We start from the raw sequence: 17,379 nt of genomic DNA, 5'->3' as shown, positions 1-17,379 counted from the left end.
ATGGCAGATTACCAGGGTAAAAAAGTCGTCATTATTGGTCTTGGTCTGACGGGACTCTCGTGCGTGGAATTTTTCCGCGCGCGCGGCGTTACGCCGAAAGTGATGGATACCCGCGTTTCGCCTCCGGGGCTGGATAAGCTCCCGGAAGAGGTGGAGCGCTATCTTGGTGGTCTGAATGATGACTGGCTGCAGGCGGCCGATCTGATCGTCGCGAGTCCGGGGATCGCACTGGCGCATCCGTCGCTGAGCGCAGCGGCAGATGCGGGCGTTGAGATCGTTGGCGATATCGAGCTTTTTTGCCGTGAAGCGCAGGCGCCGATCGTGGCGATCACCGGGTCGAATGGCAAAAGCACGGTCACTACGCTGGTTGGCGAAATGGCGAAATCCGCCGGCAAGAACGTTGGCGTCGGCGGCAATATTGGCCTGCCCGCGCTGATGCTGCTGGAATCTGCCTGCGATCTTTACGTGCTGGAACTTTCGAGCTTCCAGCTTGAAACCACATCCAGCCTGCATGCGGCGGCGGCGACCATCCTCAACGTTACCGAAGATCATATGGACAGGTATCCGTTTGGTCTCCAGCAGTACCGTGCGGCGAAACTGCGTGTTTATGAAAATGCGAAGGTTTGCGTGGTGAATGCAGATGACGCGCTGACCATGCCAGTGCGTGGTGCCGATGAGCGCTGCGTCAGCTTTGGCGTGGATGTCGGCGATTACCATCTCAATCGCCAGCAGGGTGAAACCTGGCTGCGCGTGAAAGGTGAGAAGGTGCTGAACGTTAAAGAAATGAAGCTTAGCGGCCAGCACAATTATACGAACGCGCTGGCGGCACTGGCTCTGGCCGATGCCGTGGGGTTACCGCGCGCCAGCAGCCTGAAAGCGTTGACCACGTTTACTGGTCTGGCGCACCGCTTCCAGTTGGCGCTGGAGCACAACGGCGTGCGCTGGATTAACGATTCCAAAGCGACCAATGTCGGCAGTACAGAGGCGGCACTGAACGGCCTGCATGTGGATGGCACGCTGCACCTGCTGCTCGGTGGCGACGGTAAATCGGCGGATTTCTCTCCGCTGAAACGTTATCTCGAAGGCAGTAATGTTCGCTTGTATTGCTTTGGCCGTGACGGTGCAGAACTGGCTACGTTGCGTCCGGAAATTACCGATCAAACACAGGATATGGAACAGGCGATGCGCCTGATTGCGACGCGTGTGCAACCGGGCGATATGGTGTTGTTATCACCCGCCTGCGCCAGCCTTGATCAATTTAAGAATTTTGAACAGCGTGGCGATGTCTTTACCCGCCTGGCGCAGGAGTTAGGTTGATGCGTTTAAGTCTCCCCCGCCCGAGAATGCCGCACCTGCCAGGATTTGGGATCCTGAGCTGGTTATTTGGGGCATTAAAAGGTTGGGTGATGGGCTCACGCCAGAAGGACAACGACAGCCTGGTCATGTATGACCGCACGCTGTTCTGGCTGACGCTGGGCCTGGCGGCGATCGGATTCATCATGGTGACTTCGGCATCCATGCCGGTAGGGCAGCGACTGACGGCGGATCCGTTTTTCTTTGCCAAACGCCATGCGCTGTATCTGTTTCTGGCGTTTTGTCTGGGGCTGGTAACGCTGCGGTTGCCAATGGAGTTCTGGCAGCGCTGGAGCTCGGTAATGCTGGTGGCCGCCATTGTCATGCTGTTGGTGGTTCTGGTGGTGGGTAGCTCAATCAACGGGGCATCGCGCTGGATTGACCTTGGAGTAATGCGTTTCCAGCCTGCGGAATTTACCAAGCTGTCGCTGTTTTGTTATCTGGCGAACTACCTGGTGCGTAAGGTTGATGAGGTGCGCAATAACTTGCGCGGCTTCCTTAAACCGATGGGCGTCATTATGGTGCTCGCCGTGCTGCTGCTGGCACAGCCTGACCTGGGTACCGTGGTTGTGCTCTTTATTACCACACTGGCGATGTTATTCCTGGCCGGGGCAAAACTGTGGCAGTTCATCGCCATTATCGGATCCGGTATCGCAGCGGTGATTTTGCTGATTTTGGCTGAGCCATACCGTATTCGTCGTGTGACATCGTTCTGGAACCCCTGGGATGATCCGTTTGGCAGTGGCTACCAGCTAACGCAGTCGCTGATGGCATTTGGTCGCGGTGAACTGTGGGGGCAGGGGCTTGGGAACTCGGTACAAAAGCTGGAATATCTGCCCGAAGCACATACCGACTTCATCTTCGCCATTATCGGCGAAGAACTGGGTTATATCGGTGTGGTACTGGCACTTTTAATGGTATTCTTCGTCGCTTTCCGCGCCATGTCCATCGGACGCAAAGCGCTGGAAATCGATCAGCGGTTTTCGGGTTTCCTGGCCTGCTCGATCGGCATTTGGTTCAGCTTCCAGGCATTAGTAAACGTTGGCGCAGCCGCAGGTATGCTGCCGACTAAAGGGCTGACTCTGCCGCTCATCAGTTATGGCGGCTCCAGTTTATTGATTATGTCGACGGCCATCATGCTGTTGTTACGTATTGATTATGAAACGCGTCTGGAAAAAGCCCAGGCGTTTACACGAGGTTCACGATGAGCGGTCAACCAAAGCGGTTAATGGTGATGGCAGGCGGTACCGGCGGGCATGTGTTCCCCGGGCTTGCGGTTGCGCACCATTTAATGGATCAGGGCTGGCAAGTGCGCTGGCTCGGAACCGCCGATCGCATGGAAGCCGACCTGGTACCGAAACACGGTATCGAGATTGACTTCATCCGTATCTCCGGCCTTCGCGGCAAAGGGGTGAAAGCCCTGCTGCTTGCGCCGTTGAGAATTTTTAACGCCTGGCGTCAGGCGCGCGCCATTATGCAGCGCTTCAAGCCAGACGTAGTGCTGGGCATGGGCGGTTATGTCTCTGGCCCAGGCGGGCTAGCCGCATGGTCGTTAGGTATTCCCGTCGTGCTGCATGAGCAAAACGGTATCGCAGGGCTGACCAACAAATGGCTGGCGAAGATTGCCACCAAAGTCATGCAGGCCTTTCCTGGCGCATTCCCGAAAGCCGAGGTAGTAGGAAACCCGGTCCGTGTGGATGTGCTGGCGCTGCCATTGCCGCAAGAACGATTGCCGGGCCGTGAAGGGCCGGTGCGGGTTCTGGTGGTGGGCGGTTCGCAGGGGGCGCGCGTACTAAATCAGACGATACCGCTGGTCGCGGCAAAACTGGGCAGTGCGGTGACTATCTGGCATCAGAGTGGAAAGGGGGCTCAGCAAACCGTTGAGCAGGCCTACGCCGATGCTGGTCAGCCTCAGCATAAAGTGACCGAATTTATTGATGATATGGCGCAGGCCTATGCCTGGGCGGACGTTGTGGTATGCCGCTCTGGCGCACTGACGGTCAGTGAGATCGCTGCCGCAGGCCTGCCTGCGTTATTTGTTCCATACCAGCATAAGGATAGACAGCAGTACTGGAATGCGCTGCCGCTGGAAAAAGCGGGTGCGGCGAAGATTCTGGAGCAGCCGCAATTTACGGTCGATGCTGTGGCAGAGACGCTTGCAGGCTGGAACCGGGAAGCATTACTGGATATGGCCGAGCGCGCACGCGCCGCTGCCATTCCCGATGCCACTGAACGAGTGGCAAAAGAAGTGAGTCTTGCAGCACAGGCTTAATACTGGCGACGCCTTTTGCGTCGCGCGAATTTGAAGTGGTAGATGGCGTTTAGAGAATGAATACACAACAACTGGCGAAACTGCGTTCAATCGTGCCCGAGATGCGTCGCGTCCGGCACATTCACTTTGTCGGCATTGGCGGTGCTGGCATGGGCGGTATTGCCGAAGTTTTGGCTAACGAAGGTTATCAAATCAGCGGTTCTGATTTGGCGCCGAATCCGGTAACGCAGCAGTTAGCGTCGCTTGGCGCGACCATCTATTTTAACCATCGCCCGGAAAACGTTAGCGATGCGAGTGTTGTCGTTGTGTCCAGCGCGATTGCAGCGGATAACCCGGAAATCGTAGCCGCGAATGAAGCGCGCATCCCGGTGATTCGCCGTGCCGAAATGCTGGCAGAGTTGATGCGCTTTCGCCACGGTATCGCTATCGCCGGTACGCATGGCAAAACGACAACCACTGCTATGGTTGCCAGCATTTACGCCGAAGGCGGGCTTGATCCTACCTTCGTGAATGGCGGTCTGGTGAAAGCGGCAGGCGTACATGCGCGTCTGGGCCACAGCCGTTATCTGATTGCGGAAGCAGACGAGAGTGATGCGTCATTCCTCCATCTGCAACCGATGGTGGCGATTGTCACCAATATCGAAGCTGACCATATGGACACCTATCAGGGTGACTTCGAGAATTTAAAAACGACGTTTATCAACTTCCTGCACAACCTGCCGTTCTATGGTCGCGCGGTGATGTGCGTGGACGATCCGGTTATTCGCGAATTATTACCGCGAGTGGGTCGTCAGCTCACTACATACGGCTTTAGCCAGGATGCGGATGTACGCATTGAAAACTATCAACAGAAAGGCGCGCAAGGGCATTTCACCCTGATTCGCCAGGACAAGCCGGAACTGCATGTCACGCTCAATGCGCCGGGCCGCCATAATGCGCTTAATGCAGCGGCTGCGGTCGCGGTGGCGACTGAGGAAGGCATCGATGACGAAGATATTCTGAGCGCGCTGGAGAGCTTCCAGGGCACCGGTCGTCGTTTTGATTTCCTGGGTGAGTTTCCGCTGGAACCCGTTAACGGTAAACCAGGGACTGCCATGCTGGTGGATGATTACGGTCATCACCCGACGGAAGTGGATGCCACCATTAAAGCGGCACGCGCGGGCTGGCCGGATAAAAATTTGGTGATGGTATTCCAGCCGCATCGCTTTACCCGTACACGTGATCTGTATGACGACTTTGCCAATGTTCTGACCCAGGTCGATTCGCTGCTGATGCTGGATGTTTATTCTGCGGGCGAAACGCCGATTCCGGGAGCGGACAGCCGTTCCCTGTGCCGTACCATTCGCGGCCGTGGAAAAATCGACCCGATTCTGGTGTCCGATCCGGCTCAAACCGCGGCAATGCTGGCTCCGGTTCTGACCGGTAATGATTTGATTCTGATTCAGGGCGCAGGCAATGTCGGTAAGATTGCGCGTCAACTGGCGGAAGTGAAACTCAAGCCGCAACAGGAGGACGAGCGCAATGGCTGATAAAGTCGCGGTCCTGCTGGGCGGGGTTTCTGCTGAGCGTGAGGTGTCATTAAACTCCGGCGCTGCGGTGCTTGCGGGGTTACGTGAGGGGGGCGTTGATGCCCACCCGATTGACCCGCGTGATGTGGATGTCACTCGCCTGAAAGCGATGGGCTTCGATAAAGCATTCATTGCGCTGCACGGGCGTGGCGGTGAAGACGGTACGCTGCAAGGATTGCTGGAGATAACAGGGGTACCCTATACCGGCAGCGGTGTTATGGCGTCGGCAATCTCCATGGATAAATTGCGCAGCAAATTGCTCTGGCAAGGTGCAGGGTTACCGGTCGCCCCGTGGGTTGCATTAACACGCAGCGAATTTGAATCGGGACTCAATAACGACGTTATTCAGCGCATTGATGCGTTAGGTTTACCGGTTATCGTTAAACCGAGCCGTGAAGGCTCAAGTGTCGGGATGTCAAAAGTTGAAGAACCTGGTGCGTTAACGGCTGCGTTAGCGCTTGCCTTTCAACATGATGATGAAGTTCTTATCGAAAAATGGCTAAGTGGGCCCGAATTTACAGTTGCCATGCTCGGAAAAGAAATTTTACCGTCAATTCGCATTCAGCCCGCTGGAACCTTCTATGATTATGAGGCGAAGTATCTCTCTGATGAGACAAAATATTTCTGTCCGTCAGGTCTGGAAGCAGAAGATGAGGCCAATTTACAAAACCTGGTACTGAAAGCCTGGCGTGCGCTGGGATGTCGGGGCTGGGGAAGAATTGACGCTATGTTAGACAGTGATGGGCAGTTTTATCTGCTGGAAGCCAATACCGCGCCGGGTATGACGAGTCATAGCCTGGTCCCGATGGCAGCGCGACAGGCGGGGTTAACCTTCTCGCAGTTGGTCGTGCGAATTCTGGAACTGGCGGAGTGATATGTCTCAGGCTGCGCTGAACACGAGAAATCGCGATGTCGAGGAAATGCCTTCCTCCCGTCGTAATAATGGAACGCGCCTTGCAGGAATCCTGTTCCTGCTGACGGTGTTGTGTACCGTGTTGGCTAGCGGCTGGGTAGTCCTGGGCTGGATGGAAGATGCGCAACGTTTACCGTTGTCGAAGCTGGTGCTGACAGGCGATCGTCATTACACCCGCAACGACGACATTCGCCAGTCAATTCTGGCGCTTGGCGCACCCGGCACGTTTATGACGCAGGATGTCAATATTATCCAGAGCCAGATTGAGCGTCTGCCCTGGATAAAGCAGGCGAGTGTCAGAAAGCAATGGCCTGATGAATTGAAGATTCATCTGGTTGAATATGTGCCCATAGCACGTTGGAATGATCAGCATATGGTGGACATGGACGGTAATTCGTTCAGCGTTCCTGCGGATCGAACCAGCAAGCAGGTTTTACCCATGCTGTATGGCCCGGAAGGGAGTGAGAGCGAAGTTTTACAGGGCTTCCATGACATGGGGCAGGTGCTGGCGAAGGATAAATTCACGTTGAAAGAGGCGGCGATGACTGCCCGGCGGTCGTGGCAGGTGACGCTAAATAACGATATTAAGCTCAACCTCGGCCGTGGCGATACGATGAAACGCCTGGCGCGCTTTGTCGAACTGTATCCGGTTCTGCAACAGCAGGCGCAGACGGATCACAAAGAAATCAGTTACGTGGATTTACGCTATGACTCTGGCGCGGCGGTAGGTTGGAAGCCGGCCCCAGTTCAGGACCCTAATCAGCAACAGAATCAGGCACAGGCAGAACAATAATGATCAAGGCGACGGACAGAAAACTGGTAGTAGGACTGGAGATTGGTACCGCGAAGGTAGCCGCTTTGGTAGGGGAAGTTCTGCCCGACGGTATGATCAATATCATCGGAGTGGGAAGCTGCCCGTCCCGTGGTATGGATAAAGGTGGCGTTAACGACCTGGAATCTGTGGTGAAATGCGTTCAGCGCGCTATCGATCAGGCCGAATTGATGGCCGATTGCCAGATTTCCTCTGTTTATCTGGCGTTATCGGGTAAACATATTAGCTGCCAGAATGAAATTGGTATGGTGCCGATTTCAGAAGAAGAAGTGACGCAGGAAGATGTAGAAAATGTGGTGCACACGGCGAAATCGGTGCGTGTGCGTGATGAACACCGCGTTCTGCACGTCATTCCTCAGGAATATGCCATTGATTACCAGGAAGGTATCAAAAACCCGGTAGGTCTTTCGGGTGTGCGTATGCAGGCGAAAGTACATCTGATTACTTGCCATAACGATATGGCGAAAAACATTGTTAAAGCCGTGGAACGTTGTGGTCTGAAAGTTGACCAACTTATTTTCGCCGGACTGGCGTCCAGTTATTCCGTATTGACGGAAGATGAACGTGAGCTGGGTGTCTGCGTTGTAGACATCGGTGGTGGTACAATGGACATGGCCGTTTATACAGGCGGAGCGCTGCGCCATACGAAAGTGATCCCGTATGCGGGGAATGTCGTGACCAGCGATATCGCTTATGCGTTCGGTACGCCACCCAGCGATGCAGAAGCCATTAAAGTTCGCCATGGTTGCGCACTGGGCTCCATTGTAGGTAAAGACGAGAGTGTCGAAGTACCGAGTGTAGGTGGACGTCCACCGCGCAGTTTGCAGCGCCAGACGCTGGCCGACGTGATTGAGCCGCGTTATACCGAGTTGCTCAATCTGGTGAATGATGAGATTTTGCAGTTACAAGAGCAGCTTCGTCAGCAAGGGGTGAAACATCATCTGGCGGCGGGGATTGTGTTAACGGGCGGAGCAGCGCAAATTGAAGGTCTTGCGGCCTGTGCTCAGCGCGTATTCCATACGCAGGTGCGTATTGGTGCGCCGCTCAATATTACAGGTTTAACGGATTACGCCCAGGAGCCGTACTACTCAACGGCGGTGGGATTGCTGCACTACGGGAAAGAAACCCATCTCAGTGGTGAAGCAGAAGTGGAAAAACGTGCATCAGTCGGCTCGTGGTTTAAACGAATCAACAGCTGGCTGCGTAAAGAATTTTAATTTTCAGAGACCGAAAACATTAGCGGTCTCAGGCGACAGGCACAAAACGGAGAGAAATTATGTTTGAACCTATGGAACTGACCAACGACGCGGTGATTAAAGTCATCGGCGTCGGTGGCGGCGGCGGTAATGCCGTTGAACACATGGTGCGCGAGCGCATTGAGGGTGTTGAATTCTTCGCAGTGAATACCGACGCGCAAGCGTTGCGTAAGACTGCGGTGGGTCAGACCATTCAGATCGGTGGTGGTATCACCAAAGGTCTGGGCGCTGGGGCTAACCCGGAAGTCGGTCGTAATGCGGCTGAAGAAGACCGTGAAGCACTGCGCGCTGCGCTTGATGGTGCGGATATGGTCTTTATCGCAGCGGGCATGGGCGGCGGCACCGGCACGGGTGCGGCACCGGTCGTTGCAGAAGTGGCTAAGGATTTGGGTATCCTGACGGTTGCCGTCGTGACCAAGCCTTTCAATTTTGAAGGCAAGAAGCGTATGGCATTTGCTGAACAGGGTATCGCCGAGCTGTCCAAACATGTGGACTCGCTGATTACTATCCCGAACGATAAACTGCTGAAAGTTCTCGGTCGTGGTATCTCTCTGCTGGATGCATTCGGTGCGGCCAACGACGTACTGAAAGGTGCGGTGCAGGGTATCGCCGAACTGATTACCCGTCCGGGTCTGATGAACGTCGACTTTGCTGACGTGCGTACCGTGATGTCCGAAATGGGCTATGCCATGATGGGCTCTGGTGTTGCGAGAGGCGAAGACCGCGCTGAAGAAGCTGCGGAAATGGCGATCTCCTCTCCGCTGCTGGAAGATATCGATCTGTCTGGTGCGCGCGGCGTGCTGGTTAACATCACCGCGGGCTTCGACCTGCGTCTCGATGAGTTCGAAACGGTGGGTAACACTATTCGTGCATTCGCTTCTGACAATGCTACTGTTGTTATTGGTACATCGTTGGATCCGGATATGAATGATGAGCTGCGTGTCACTGTTGTTGCAACCGGTATTGGTATGGACAAACGTCCGGAAATTACTCTGGTAACCAACAAACAGCAGCAGCAACCGGTGATGGACCGCTACCAGCAGCATGGCATGTCGACGATGCAGCAGGAGCAGAAACCTCAGTCTAAAGTGGTCAACGACAATACGCCGCAGACGACTAAAGAACCGGATTACCTGGATATTCCAGCGTTTTTGCGTAAGCAAGCTGATTAAGAATACGCTGGAAGTTGGGCATCTTCGCTCTTTGTGCTAAACTGCCCCACCGATTGTGTAGTACACTTCGGTTGGATAGTTAATTAGGCGAGATTATACGATGATCAAACAAAGGACACTTAAACGTATCGTTCAGGCGACTGGTGTCGGTTTACATACCGGCAAGAAAGTCACACTGACGTTGCGCCCTGCGCCGGCCAACACCGGGGTCATCTATCGTCGCACTGACTTGAATCCACCGGTAGATTTCCCGGCTGATGCTAAATCTGTGCGTGATACAATGCTCTGTACGTGTCTGGTGAACGAGCATGACGTGCGGATTTCAACCGTAGAGCACCTTAATGCTGCTCTGGCCGGGCTGGGTATCGACAACATTATTGTTGAAGTCGATGCGCCGGAAATCCCGATTATGGATGGTAGTGCTGCACCGTTCGTTTATCTTCTGCTGGATGCAGGCATCGAAGAGCTGCGCAGCGCGAAGAAATTCGTGCGAATCAAAGAGACGGTCCGCGTTGAAGACGGTGATAAATGGGCAGAGTTTAAACCGTTTAACGGTTTTTCTCTCGATTTCACCATCGACTTTAACCACCCGGCCATTGATGCCAGCACCCAGCGTTACGCGATGAACTTTTCTGCCGACGCGTTTATGCGCCAGATTAGCCGCGCGCGTACCTTCGGTTTCATGCGTGATATCGAATATCTGCAGTCCCGTGGTTTGTGCCTGGGCGGTAGCTTCGATTGTGCCATCGTTGTTGACGATTATCGCGTATTGAACGAAGACGGCCTGCGTTTTGAAGACGAATTCGTTCGTCACAAAATGCTCGATGCGATTGGTGACCTGTTCATGTGTGGTCACAATATCATCGGTGCGTTTACGGCATATAAATCTGGTCACGCGCTAAACAACAAACTGTTGCAGGCGGTCCTGGCGAAACAGGAAGCTTGGGAATTTGTGACCTTCGAAGACGATGCGGAACTGCCATTGGCGTTCAAAGCACCGACGATGGTTCTGGCGTAATACCAGACAATAAGTAAGACCTAAATTCGACTGGTCCACCTGGCACACTCTCTCCTGCCAGGAGTGCCAGTCGTTTTTTATTTTAAAATCTGTACTTTTGCCTCGCTTTGGTTCATGAAGATTGTTTTTACCATTCAATGAGCGCGATCGCTGCTCTCCTGGCCGTTTTTATCCCTCAGAGCGCCTTATAATCGCTGTCCTCCCGCTGCATTAATGGTAATATCTTTGCGCAAAATAACGCGTACCGAAGTAAAAAACGGGCAATAGTGATTTTTTGGTGGACTGAGTGAGCGGAATTCTGACGCGCTGGCGACAATTTGGCAGACGTTATTTCTGGCCGCATCTCTTATTAGGGATGGTCGCGGCAAGTTTTGGCATGCCCGCGCTCAGCAACAGCAACCACACTGAACCGGCCAAAGCGACGACGCGTAATCATGAAGGCGCTGGCAGCGTCAACTTCACCAACCTCGCGTTGCTTGAAGGGACTCGCCGCCCAAGCTTCACTGTTGATTACTGGCATCAGCATGCTATCCGTACCGTTATTCGACATCTCTCTTTTGCGATGGCGCCGCAGGCGTTACCCGTCGTGGAAGAACCGCTACCTTTGCAGGCGCATCATCTCGCTCTGCTGGATACGCTCAGCGCACTGCTGACCCAGGAACAGAGACCGGCAGCAAGTGTTAGCCAGACATTTGATACTGATTTCCCTACCCATTCCGCGTTTAGCGTCCGGGCCTGGATTAGCCAGGTACAGGGCATCCGTGCGGGACCTCAACGCCTTAGCTGAAAAATTTATCCTTCAACTAATTTTGTGACTCCGCAGAGCGGGGCGTTTGAGATTTTATTATGCTTATCAAATTATTAACAAAAGTATTCGGTAGTCGTAACGATCGTACACTGCGTCGTATGCGCAAAGCAGTCGGCATCATCAATGCGATGGAGCCGGAAATGGAAAAGCTGTCAGACGACGAACTGAAAGCAAAAACAGCGGAATTTCGTGGCCGTCTGGAAAAAGGCGAAACGGTTGAAAGCCTGATCCCGGAAGCGTTTGCCGTCGTGCGCGAAGCCAGTAAACGTGTCTTCGGTATGCGCCACTTCGACGTCCAGTTACTCGGCGGCATGGTATTGAATGAACGCTGCATCGCAGAGATGCGTACCGGTGAAGGTAAAACGCTGACCGCGACGCTGCCTGCTTATGTGAATGCGCTGAGCGGCAAAGGTGTCCACGTAGTCACCGTGAACGACTATCTGGCGCAACGTGACGCCGAAAACAACCGTCCGCTGTTCGAATTCCTGGGCATGACCGTCGGTATCAACCTGCCGGGGATGCCGTCTGTGGCGAAGCGTGAAGCGTATGCCGCAGATATCACCTACGGTACTAACAACGAATATGGTTTTGACTACCTGCGCGACAACATGGCGTTCAGCCCTGAAGAACGCGTACAGCGCAAACTGCACTATGCGCTGGTGGATGAGGTGGACTCCATCCTCATCGATGAAGCACGTACACCGCTGATCATCTCCGGCCCGGCTGAAGACAGCTCGGAAATGTACAAAAAAGTGAACAAAATCATCCCGCACCTGATTCGTCAGGAGAAGGAAGATTCTGATACTTTCCAGGGTGAAGGCCACTTTTCCGTTGATGAGAAGGCGCGTCAGGTTAACCTGACCGAACGTGGTCTGGTGCTGATTGAAGAACTGCTGGTTAAAGAAGGCATCATGGATGAGGGTGAGTCACTGTACTCGCCGGGTAACATTATGCTGATGCACCATGTTACCGCAGCGCTGCGCGCGCACGCTTTGTTCACCCGTGACGTGGATTACATTGTTAAAGACGGCGAAGTTATTATCGTCGATGAACACACCGGTCGTACCATGCAGGGTCGCCGCTGGTCTGATGGTCTGCACCAGGCTGTGGAAGCCAAAGAAGGTGTGGATATTCAGAACGAAAACCAGACGCTGGCTTCTATTACCTTCCAGAACTACTTCCGTCTGTACGAGAAACTGGCGGGGATGACCGGTACTGCGGATACCGAAGCATTCGAGTTCAGTTCTATTTATAAACTCGACACCGTGGTGGTGCCGACCAACCGTCCGATGATCCGTAAAGATATGCCGGATCTGGTCTACATGACCGAGGCGGAAAAAATTCAGGCGATTATCGAAGATATTCGTGAGCGTACCGCCGCAGGCCAGCCGGTGCTGGTGGGTACGATCTCCATTGAGAAATCCGAAGTGGTTTCAAATGAGCTGACGAAAGCGGGTATCAAACACAACGTACTGAACGCGAAGTTCCACGCCAAAGAAGCAGATATCGTTGCTCAGGCGGGTTATACCGCAGCGGTAACGATCGCAACTAACATGGCTGGTCGTGGTACCGATATTGTGTTGGGGGGTAGCTGGCAGGCAGAAGTCGCCGAGCTGACCGACCCGACGCCGGAGCAGATCGCGAAGATCAAAGCGGACTGGCAGGTGCGTCACGATGCCGTTCTGGCTGCGGGTGGCCTGCATATCATTGGTACCGAGCGTCACGAATCACGCCGTATCGATAACCAGTTGCGTGGCCGTTCTGGTCGTCAGGGTGACCCGGGCTCATCCCGCTTCTACCTGTCGATGGAAGATGCGCTGATGCGTATTTTTGCCTCCGATCGTGTTTCGAGCATGATGCGTAAACTGGGTATGAAACCGGGCGAAGCGATTGAACACCCATGGGTGACCAAGGCGATTGCCAACGCGCAACGTAAAGTGGAAAGCCGCAACTTCGATATCCGTAAACAGTTGCTGGAATATGATGACGTGGCGAACGATCAGCGTCGCGCAATCTACACCCAGCGTAATGAACTGTTGGATGTCTCTGATGTGAGCGAGACCATTAACAGCATTCGTGAGGATGTGTTCAAAGCGACTATCGACGCTCACATCCCACCGCAGTCGCTGGAAGAAATGTGGGATATTCCTGGTTTGCAGGAACGCCTGAAAAATGATTTCGACCTCGATTTGCCGATTGCTGAGTGGCTGGATAAAGAGCCGGAATTGCATGAAGAGACCCTGCGTGAGCGTATCCTTGCTCAGGCAGTTGAAGTCTACGCTCGCAAAGAAGAGGTTGTCGGCGCGGAGATGATGCGCCACTTCGAAAAAGGCGTCATGCTGCAAACGCTGGACTCACTGTGGAAAGAGCACCTGGCGGCGATGGACTATCTGCGTCAGGGGATCCATTTACGTGGCTATGCGCAAAAAGATCCGAAGCAGGAGTACAAGCGCGAATCTTTCTCTATGTTCGCCGCGATGCTGGAGTCGCTGAAATATGAAGTGATCAGCACCCTGAGTAAAGTTCAGGTACGTATGCCGGAAGAAGTTGAAGCAATGGAGCAGCAGCGCCGCGAAGAAGCAGAGCGTCTGGCGCAGATGCAGCAACTTAGCCACCGTGATGATGAATCTGAGGCGGCGGCAGCACTGGCAGCGCAGACTGGCGATCGTAAAGTCGGTCGCAACGACCCTTGTCCTTGCGGGTCAGGTAAAAAATACAAACAGTGCCATGGCCGTCTGAGCTAAGGCACGAATAAATAAAGAAAGGCGCAGATATCTGCGCCTTTCTTATGGAGTAACGACAATGAAAATACTGCAAATCGCCGTCGGAATTATTCGCAATCCACAGGGAGAGATCTTTATTACCCAGCGCGCAGCCGATGCGCATATGGCGAATAAATGGGAATTTCCTGGCGGCAAGATCGAAGAAGGTGAAACGCCTGAACAAGCGGTTATCCGTGAGCTGCACGAAGAAGTGGGTATCAAAGCTGGTGCGGCCAGCCTGTTCGATAAACTGGAATATCGCTTCCCGGACCGCCACATTACGCTCTGGTTTTATCTTGTTGAGCAGTGGGAAGGGGAACCGTGGGGAAAAGAAGGACAGCCTGGGCGTTGGGTCCATCAGACTCAACTGCTGGCAGATGAGTTCCCCCCCGCTAATGAGCCTGTCATTTCAAAACTGGCAAACGCCTGATGGCGCAGAGTGTGGCGGGGCTTCCCGCCACCTTGCCATTTACTGCTGTTCTTCACTCCAGTCGTCACTGTCGGAAAGATCCCCTGCACTTGGGATGCGCTTTTCTTCCGCAGCCCATTCACCCAGGTCTATTAACTGGCAGCGTTTTGAACAGAACGGGCGAAACGGGCTGGTTTCGCTCCATACCACGCTCTTGCCGCAGGTCGGGCAATTTACACGCGTTGCGTCTGACATCATTTCTCCTTAACAACAAGCCAGTTCGAAATCCAGGCGTTCCGGGATGATGCCATTTTCGCTATCGAGCGGCAGGAAACGAATGGCGAAACGACTTTTATGCCCCGAAATCTGTGGGAATAACTGGCTGTCTAAATCCAGGTGCAGGCGAAGCAGATCGGCATCTTCACCATTATCCTGGTAAAAACCGTTCAGACTGGTTTGCTTACGGAACGGGGCTGAGTTGCGGATCAAATCCAGAATCAGTGACAACGTATGATTGAGTGGCGTCAGGCTGGACAGCCAGATATTCACCTGCTCGTCACGCTGAACCTGTGGCAAATGCAGCCAGACATGCAGGGTGGGCAAATCAAAGCTGCAACAGCCGCCCGGTATACTCAGACGCTGGCGGACCAGGCCGATGAGACGGTCTTCACGCAGAAGCTGCCCAATGCGGGGAGCTGCCATCAGCATGGTGCTGGTCTCTTTTAACTGCTGGCGAATGGCATCGATACGTCCCTGATCAACACCAGGCACTTCGGCCCAGGCTTTCAATTTACGTTGCTGGCGTTCCAGCTCTTTAAGCAATTCTGTACGTGTATCACCACGCTCGAAAATATCCAGTAGCTCACCGGCATTGCGGAAGAAATGCAGCGCATCTGCATGATCGGCAAGAGGAAGGCGGGCGGTGAGTTGCTGGAGCAGGAATTCGATACGCAGCCAGGTGCGCATCTTTTCATTGAGCGGGTGTTCAAATAGGACGTGGGTCTGCATTAAGGGTTTTCCTGTGAAACTGCCTGCGATGCATAGCTCAGATAAGCCGCATGCAGGCGGGCAACATCCGATGCAATTGCATCTGGTGCGCCATTATTGTCAATAATATCATCCGCAACGGCAAGGCGTGCTTCACGTGTCGCTTGCGCCGCCAGAATATGCTCAGCATTTTCACGGCTTACGCCGTCACGCTGCATCGTTCGCAAAATTTGCGTCTCTGGGGAGACGTCGATAACCAATACCCGGTCAGCTTTGCTCTGTAAGTGGTTTTCAACCAACAAAGGAACAACCCACAATACATAGGGTGAGGTAGCCCCGGCAATTTGTCGCTGGGTTTGCTGATGTATTAATGGGTGCAGCAAACCATTGAGCCAGTTTTTCTCGGCTGGAGAAGCAAATATGCGTTCGCGTAATAAGCGACGGTTCAGTAAACCCTCGGGTGTGAGGATGTCTGAACCAAAATGTTCGGCGATGGCTTGTAATGCAACAGAGCCCGGTTCAACAACCTGGCGGGCAATAATATCTGCATCGACAATATCAACACCCAAACGGGCGAAGGCATCAGCGACCGTGCTTTTGCCGCTACCAATACCTCCGGTTAACGCGACCGTATACCCCATAGCGCCTGATCTCAAAATAGTCGGTAAAAAAAACATAACCTACACATTTTCAATTTTGCCAGTTTGCTTTACTAAGGTCGTCAGTAAGCGAAACGCGGAAAAATAACTATGCATTTGTCATCTGAATCAGTAGGTTATAATTTGAACAAGACGAACTTACGCAAATGCGGCTAATCTTGCCCTTTCACCAGGTAAATTTATAGGATTGTAGCGTAAAAAAAGAGAATTTCGCAGTCTTGCGGAGTCCTGATTAGTGCGTATGATAGCGTCACTGGAGTTGTGTGTTTGCAAGTCTGCGTTGTTCGCCATTAACCCCAGGAATCCGCACATGCGTATTGAAGAAGATCTGAAATTAGGCTTTAAAGACGTTCTTATCCGCCCTAAACGCTCTACCCTCAAAAGCCGTTCCGATGTTGAGCTGGAACGCGAGTTTACCTTTAAGCATTCAGGACAGAACTGGTCTGGCGTACCGGTAATTGCAGCCAATATGGATACCGTTGGCACCTTTGCTATGGCGAAAGCGCTGGCTTCGTTCGATATTCTGACCGCAGTACATAAACATTATTCTGTCGAAGACTGGAAAGCATTTGTTCAGCGCGAATCTGACGATGTATTGCGTCATGTAATGGTATCAACAGGTACCTCAGATGCTGACTTTGAAAAAACCAAACAAATTCTGGCGCTGCACTCCCAGTTGAATTTCGTCTGCATTGATGTCGCGAATGGTTATTCCGAGCACTTTGTACAGTTTGTGTCGAAAGCGCGCGAAGCCTGGCCGAACAAAACGATCTGCGCAGGAAACGTAGTGACAGGCGAAATGTGTGAAGAGCTGATTCTCTCCGGTGCGGATATCGTCAAAGTCGGTATCGGCCCGGGTTCTGTTTGCACTACACGTGTGAAAACCGGTGTCGGTTATCCTCAGCTTTCCGCTGTGATTGAGTGTGCCGATGCAGCACATGGCTTGGGCGGTCAAATCGTTAGCGATGGCGGCTGTACCGTGCCTGGCGATGTGGCGAAAGCCTTTGGCGGCGGCGCTGATTTTGTCATGCTCGGTGGAATGTTAGCAGGGCACGAAGAAAGCGGCGGTACCGTGGTTGACGAAAACGGTGAAAAATTCATGCTGTTCTATGGCATGAGTTCTGAGTCGGCGATGACCCGTCATGTTGGTGGGGTTGCTCAGTACCGTGCGGCAGAAGGTAAAACCGTTAAGTTGAAACTACGTGGTCCGGTCGAAAATACCGCGCGCGATATCCTTGGTGGCTTGCGTTCCGCCTGTACTTATGTAGGCGCATCTCGGCTGAAAGAGCTGACCAAACGCACCACCTTTATCCGCGTTCAGGAGCAAGAAAACCGCGTTTTCAATAGCCTTTAATCGGCTTACAGGCGCA

16 protein-coding genes are annotated in these 17,379 nt (G+C 53.3%); 13 read left to right on the top strand and 3 right to left on the bottom strand.

Features of this window, described 5'->3' with window-relative positions:
- The 12 genes from murD (at window position 1) to mutT (ending at window position 14,384) form a co-directional block, all read left to right on the top strand.
- A complete protein-coding gene (gene murD, locus ABU190_RS14745) occupies window positions 1-1,317 on the top strand; it encodes a UDP-N-acetylmuramoyl-L-alanine--D-glutamate ligase (protein ID WP_354691700.1) in 1,317 nt (438 codons plus the stop codon).
- Complete coding sequence (ftsW, locus tag ABU190_RS14740; RefSeq protein WP_047371825.1) at window positions 1,317-2,561, top strand: cell division protein FtsW; 1,245 nt, start codon at window positions 1,317-1,319, stop codon at window positions 2,559-2,561. The genes murD and ftsW overlap by 1 nt, the downstream gene beginning before the upstream one ends.
- Complete coding sequence (gene murG, locus ABU190_RS14735) at window positions 2,558-3,625, top strand: undecaprenyldiphospho-muramoylpentapeptide beta-N-acetylglucosaminyltransferase (RefSeq protein ID WP_354691699.1); 1,068 nt, start codon at window positions 2,558-2,560, stop codon at window positions 3,623-3,625. The genes ftsW and murG overlap by 4 nt, the downstream gene beginning before the upstream one ends.
- A 56-nt stretch (window positions 3,626-3,681) precedes the next feature.
- The gene (gene murC / locus ABU190_RS14730; RefSeq protein ID WP_354691698.1) at window positions 3,682-5,154 is read left to right on the top strand and encodes a UDP-N-acetylmuramate--L-alanine ligase; all 1,473 of its coding nucleotides are present in this window, start codon (window positions 3,682-3,684) and stop codon (window positions 5,152-5,154) included.
- Window positions 5,147-6,067, top strand: coding sequence for a D-alanine--D-alanine ligase (locus tag ABU190_RS14725; RefSeq protein ID WP_354691697.1), 921 nt, complete (start codon window positions 5,147-5,149; stop codon window positions 6,065-6,067). Before murC ends, ABU190_RS14725 begins: the two co-directional genes overlap by 8 nt.
- A gap of 1 nt (window position 6,068) precedes the next feature.
- Window positions 6,069-6,899 (top strand): cell division protein FtsQ, encoded by an 831-nt coding sequence (ftsQ, locus tag ABU190_RS14720; protein ID WP_354691696.1) that lies wholly within the window; start codon window positions 6,069-6,071, stop codon window positions 6,897-6,899.
- A complete protein-coding gene (gene ftsA / locus ABU190_RS14715; protein ID WP_039078371.1) occupies window positions 6,899-8,155 on the top strand; it encodes a cell division protein FtsA in 1,257 nt (418 codons plus the stop codon). The genes ftsQ and ftsA overlap by 1 nt, the downstream gene beginning before the upstream one ends.
- A 59-nt stretch (window positions 8,156-8,214) precedes the next feature.
- Window positions 8,215-9,366, top strand: coding sequence for a cell division protein FtsZ (gene ftsZ, locus ABU190_RS14710; RefSeq protein ID WP_039078372.1), 1,152 nt, complete (start codon window positions 8,215-8,217; stop codon window positions 9,364-9,366).
- Window positions 9,367-9,466: 100 nt separating this feature from the next.
- A complete protein-coding gene (gene lpxC, locus ABU190_RS14705; RefSeq protein ID WP_039078373.1) occupies window positions 9,467-10,384 on the top strand; it encodes a UDP-3-O-acyl-N-acetylglucosamine deacetylase in 918 nt (305 codons plus the stop codon).
- A gap of 286 nt (window positions 10,385-10,670) precedes the next feature.
- Entirely contained in the window at window positions 10,671-11,171 is a 501-nt protein-coding gene (gene secM / locus ABU190_RS14700) for a secA translation cis-regulator SecM (protein WP_039078374.1), read from the top strand.
- A 59-nt stretch (window positions 11,172-11,230) separates the two neighbouring features.
- On the top strand, window positions 11,231-13,936 hold the full coding sequence (secA, locus tag ABU190_RS14695) for a preprotein translocase subunit SecA (protein WP_039078375.1): 2,706 nt from the start codon (window positions 11,231-11,233) through the stop codon (window positions 13,934-13,936).
- Between the two features lie 58 nt (window positions 13,937-13,994).
- Complete coding sequence (gene mutT, locus ABU190_RS14690) at window positions 13,995-14,384, top strand: 8-oxo-dGTP diphosphatase MutT (RefSeq protein WP_039078376.1); 390 nt, start codon at window positions 13,995-13,997, stop codon at window positions 14,382-14,384.
- A gap of 39 nt (window positions 14,385-14,423) precedes the next feature.
- Here mutT and yacG read toward each other — a convergent pair whose 3' ends face one another.
- From yacG to coaE, 3 genes are read right to left on the bottom strand one after another with little or no spacing between them, the layout of a single operon-like run.
- Entirely contained in the window at window positions 14,424-14,618 is a 195-nt protein-coding gene (gene yacG / locus ABU190_RS14685) for a DNA gyrase inhibitor YacG (RefSeq protein WP_039078377.1), read from the bottom strand.
- Between the two features lie 9 nt (window positions 14,619-14,627).
- Window positions 14,628-15,371: a cell division protein ZapD gene (gene zapD, locus ABU190_RS14680; RefSeq protein WP_039078378.1), complete on the bottom strand. Its 744-nt coding sequence runs from the start codon at window positions 15,369-15,371 to the stop codon at window positions 14,628-14,630.
- Window positions 15,371-15,991, bottom strand: a complete 621-nt coding sequence (gene coaE / locus ABU190_RS14675) for a dephospho-CoA kinase (protein WP_193795131.1) — start codon at window positions 15,989-15,991, stop codon at window positions 15,371-15,373. The genes zapD and coaE overlap by 1 nt, the downstream gene beginning before the upstream one ends.
- A gap of 328 nt (window positions 15,992-16,319) precedes the next feature.
- Between coaE and ABU190_RS14670 the strand changes: the two genes are divergently transcribed.
- Window positions 16,320-17,363, top strand: coding sequence for a GMP reductase (locus tag ABU190_RS14670; protein WP_039078380.1), 1,044 nt, complete (start codon window positions 16,320-16,322; stop codon window positions 17,361-17,363).
- The last annotated feature ends 16 nt before the right edge of the window (window positions 17,364-17,379 follow it).

The sequence above is a fragment of the Phytobacter sp. RSE-02 genome, from assembly GCF_040578655.1.
GTDB classification, from domain to species: Bacteria; Pseudomonadota; Gammaproteobacteria; order Enterobacterales; family Enterobacteriaceae; genus Phytobacter; species Phytobacter diazotrophicus.
This window is presented reverse-complemented; position numbering and strand designations above follow the sequence as displayed.

Bases quoted from the DNA above. Each gene is read 5' to 3' on its own strand.
- murD (WP_354691700.1), top strand. From the start codon at position 1: ATGGCAGATTACCAGGGTAAAAAAGTCGTCATTATTGGTCTTGGTCTG.
- ftsW (WP_047371825.1), top strand. From the start codon at position 1,317: ATGCGTTTAAGTCTCCCCCGCCCGAGAATGCCGCACCTGCCAGGATTT.
- murG (WP_354691699.1), top strand. From the start codon at position 2,558: ATGAGCGGTCAACCAAAGCGGTTAATGGTGATGGCAGGCGGTACCGGC.
- murC (WP_354691698.1), top strand. From the start codon at position 3,682: ATGAATACACAACAACTGGCGAAACTGCGTTCAATCGTGCCCGAGATG.
- ABU190_RS14725 (WP_354691697.1), top strand. From the start codon at position 5,147: ATGGCTGATAAAGTCGCGGTCCTGCTGGGCGGGGTTTCTGCTGAGCGT.
- ftsQ (WP_354691696.1), top strand. From the start codon at position 6,069: ATGTCTCAGGCTGCGCTGAACACGAGAAATCGCGATGTCGAGGAAATG.
- ftsA (WP_039078371.1), top strand. From the start codon at position 6,899: ATGATCAAGGCGACGGACAGAAAACTGGTAGTAGGACTGGAGATTGGT.
- ftsZ (WP_039078372.1), top strand. From the start codon at position 8,215: ATGTTTGAACCTATGGAACTGACCAACGACGCGGTGATTAAAGTCATC.
- lpxC (WP_039078373.1), top strand. From the start codon at position 9,467: ATGATCAAACAAAGGACACTTAAACGTATCGTTCAGGCGACTGGTGTC.
- secA (WP_039078375.1), top strand. From the start codon at position 11,231: ATGCTTATCAAATTATTAACAAAAGTATTCGGTAGTCGTAACGATCGT.
- mutT (WP_039078376.1), top strand. From the start codon at position 13,995: ATGAAAATACTGCAAATCGCCGTCGGAATTATTCGCAATCCACAGGGA.
- yacG (WP_039078377.1), bottom strand. From the start codon at position 14,618: ATGTCAGACGCAACGCGTGTAAATTGCCCGACCTGCGGCAAGAGCGTG.
- zapD (WP_039078378.1), bottom strand. From the start codon at position 15,371: ATGCAGACCCACGTCCTATTTGAACACCCGCTCAATGAAAAGATGCGC.
- coaE (WP_193795131.1), bottom strand. From the start codon at position 15,991: ATGGGGTATACGGTCGCGTTAACCGGAGGTATTGGTAGCGGCAAAAGC.
- ABU190_RS14670 (WP_039078380.1), top strand. From the start codon at position 16,320: ATGCGTATTGAAGAAGATCTGAAATTAGGCTTTAAAGACGTTCTTATC.